Origin of the sequence: Actinoallomurus acaciae, assembly GCF_042429965.1 — a bacterium.
GTDB classification, from domain to species: domain Bacteria; phylum Actinomycetota; class Actinomycetes; order Streptosporangiales; family Streptosporangiaceae; genus Actinoallomurus; species Actinoallomurus acaciae.
On the sequence record NZ_JBHLZP010001101.1, the window covers coordinates 1 to 2,149 of the forward strand.

Sequence of the window (2,149 nt, forward strand, 5' to 3'; positions counted from 1 at the left end):
CACCCCAGACTCGGCCGCCAACGCGACCCCCATCCCCGACCACTGCGCCCCCTGACCCGGAAACACGAAGACCGTCTTTCCCTCGGCCTGAGCGGGGCCGGCCGACCGGACCTCCGCCAGGGCGGCGAGCGCATCGGCGCGGTCACCGGCGATCACGACCGTCCGGTGGTCCAGCGTCGCCCGCCCGGTGGCCAGCGTGTACCCGATCTCGGCCGGGGTGAAGTCGTCGCTGTCCCGAACGTACGAAGCGAGCCGTTCCGCCTGGGCCCGCAGCCCGTCCGCCGTACGCGACGAGAGCGGCCAGGGCACCGCCCTCGGCCCGGGCGCGCTCTCGTCAGGGGGCTCGGCGGCGGCCTGCTCGATGATCACGTGTGCGTTGGTGCCGCTCACACCGAACGAGGACACCCCCGCCCGGCGCGGCCGATCCACCTCCGGCCAGCCACGCGCCTCAACAGCCGGACCCCACCGGCCGACCAATCGACCTTCGACGTCGGCGCGTCCACGTGCAGCGTCCTGGGCAGCACCCCGTGACGCAACGCCTGGACCATCTTGATCACACCGGCCACTCCCGCCGCCGCCTGCGCGTGCCCGATGTTCGACTTGACCGAGCCCAGCCACAGCGGCTGGTCCTCCGACCGATCCCGGCCGTAGGTCGCCAGCAGCGCCTGCGCCTCGATCGGGTCGCCCAGCCGCGTCCCCGTCCCATGACCCTCCACGACATCGACCTCGGCCCCGGTCAGGCCCGCATTGGCCAACGCCTGCCGGATCACCCGCTCCTGCGACGGACCATTCGGCGCGGTCAACCCGTTCGACGCACCGTCCTGGTTCACCGCCGAACCACGCACCACCGCCAACACCTCATGACCATTACGGCGCGCCTCCGACAGGCGCTCCAGCACCAGCACCCCGACGCCCTCAGAGAGGCCGGTGCCGTCGGCGGTGTCCGCGTAGGCCTTGCAGCGCCCGTCTTCCGCCAGACCTCGCTGGCGGGAGAAGTCGACGAAGACCTCCGGCGTCGCCATCACGGCCACTCCCCCGGCCAGCGCCAGCGAGGACTCACCCGAACGCAACGACTGCGCCGCCAGATGCAACGACCAACGACGACGAACACGCCGTGTCCACCGTCACCGCCGGACCCTCCAACCCCAACGCGTACGACACACGACCCGAGGCGACACTGCCCGAGTTGCCGATGCCGAAGTAGCCTTCGAGGCCTTCCGGGAGGCTGCCGAGGTTGTCGCGGTAGTCGTGGAACATCAACCCGGAGAAGACCCCCACGCGGGCGCCTCGCAGCGAGGTCGGATCGATGCCCGCGCGTTCGAACGCCTCCCACGACACCTCCAGCAACAGCCGCTGCTGCGGGTCCACGGCCAGCGCCTCGCGCGGCGAGATCCCGAAGAGCCCGGCGTCGAACCCACCCGGGTCAGTCAGAAAACCGCCCTCCCTGGCGTAGGTCCGTCCAGCCCGTTCGGGGTCGGGATCGTAGAGGTCGTCCAGGTTCCAGCCCCGGTCGGCGGGGAACACGCCGATGGCGTCACGGCCGTCGGCGACCAGGTTCCACAGGTCCTCCGGCGAGGAGATCCCGCCCGGCAGGCGGCAGGCCATGCCCACGATCGCGATCGGCTCGTTCCGGCGCGCCTCGGCCTCGTGCAGCCGCCGGCGGGTCCGCCGCAGGTCGGCGAGGACCCGCCGCAGGTACTCGCGCAGCTTCTCGTCGTTCGACATGCGTCCTTCCTTCATGCCTGTCCGAGTTCGTGGTCGACGAGCGCGAAGAGCTGGTCGTCGCTCGCCGCCTCCAGGTCGGGACCGGGCTCGCCGGGCCCGGCCAGGCGGGCGGTCAGCGCGTCGAGCCGCGCGACGATCCGGTCGCGCAGCGCCCCGTCCTCGGGTGGTTCGCCCAGCGCGCGTTCCAGCCGTTCCAGTTCGAGCAGCGCGGGCGGTACGGTCTCGCGCGGGGTGACGCCGAGTTCGGCGTGCAGGTGCTCGGCGAGCGCGGCCGGATTGGGGTGGTCGAAGACCGCGGTGGCCGCGAGCCTCACGTCCGTCACCTCGGCGAGCCTGTTGCGCATCCGAACGGCGGTCAGCGAGTCGAACCCGATGTCCTTGAACGCCTGGTCCGCCCGTACGGACTCACCGGCGGCCCGGCCGA

At 72.1% G+C, this 2,149-nt stretch carries 3 protein-coding genes and 1 pseudogene; all 4 read right to left on the reverse strand.

Features of this window, described 5'->3' with window-relative positions:
- Positions 1-390, reverse strand: a 390-nt coding sequence (locus tag ACFFNX_RS50825; RefSeq protein WP_446678576.1) for a KS-MAT linker domain-containing protein, incomplete at its 3' end; no start/stop codon positions are given.
- Positions 387-905 carry a hypothetical protein gene (locus ACFFNX_RS50830; RefSeq protein WP_378213692.1) on the reverse strand — a complete coding sequence of 173 codons (519 nt, stop codon included), beginning with the start codon at positions 903-905 and terminating at the stop codon, positions 387-389. The genes ACFFNX_RS50830 and ACFFNX_RS50825, both read right to left, overlap by 4 nt.
- 30 nt (positions 906-935) lie before the next feature.
- Positions 936-1,740 (reverse strand): annotated as a pseudogene (locus ACFFNX_RS50835) (beta-ketoacyl synthase N-terminal-like domain-containing protein); the annotation flags it as partial.
- Positions 1,737-2,149 (reverse strand): acyl carrier protein (locus ACFFNX_RS50840; RefSeq protein ID WP_378213691.1); only part of this gene is annotated, 413 nt, incomplete at its 5' end. The pseudogene ACFFNX_RS50835 and the gene ACFFNX_RS50840, both read right to left, overlap by 4 nt.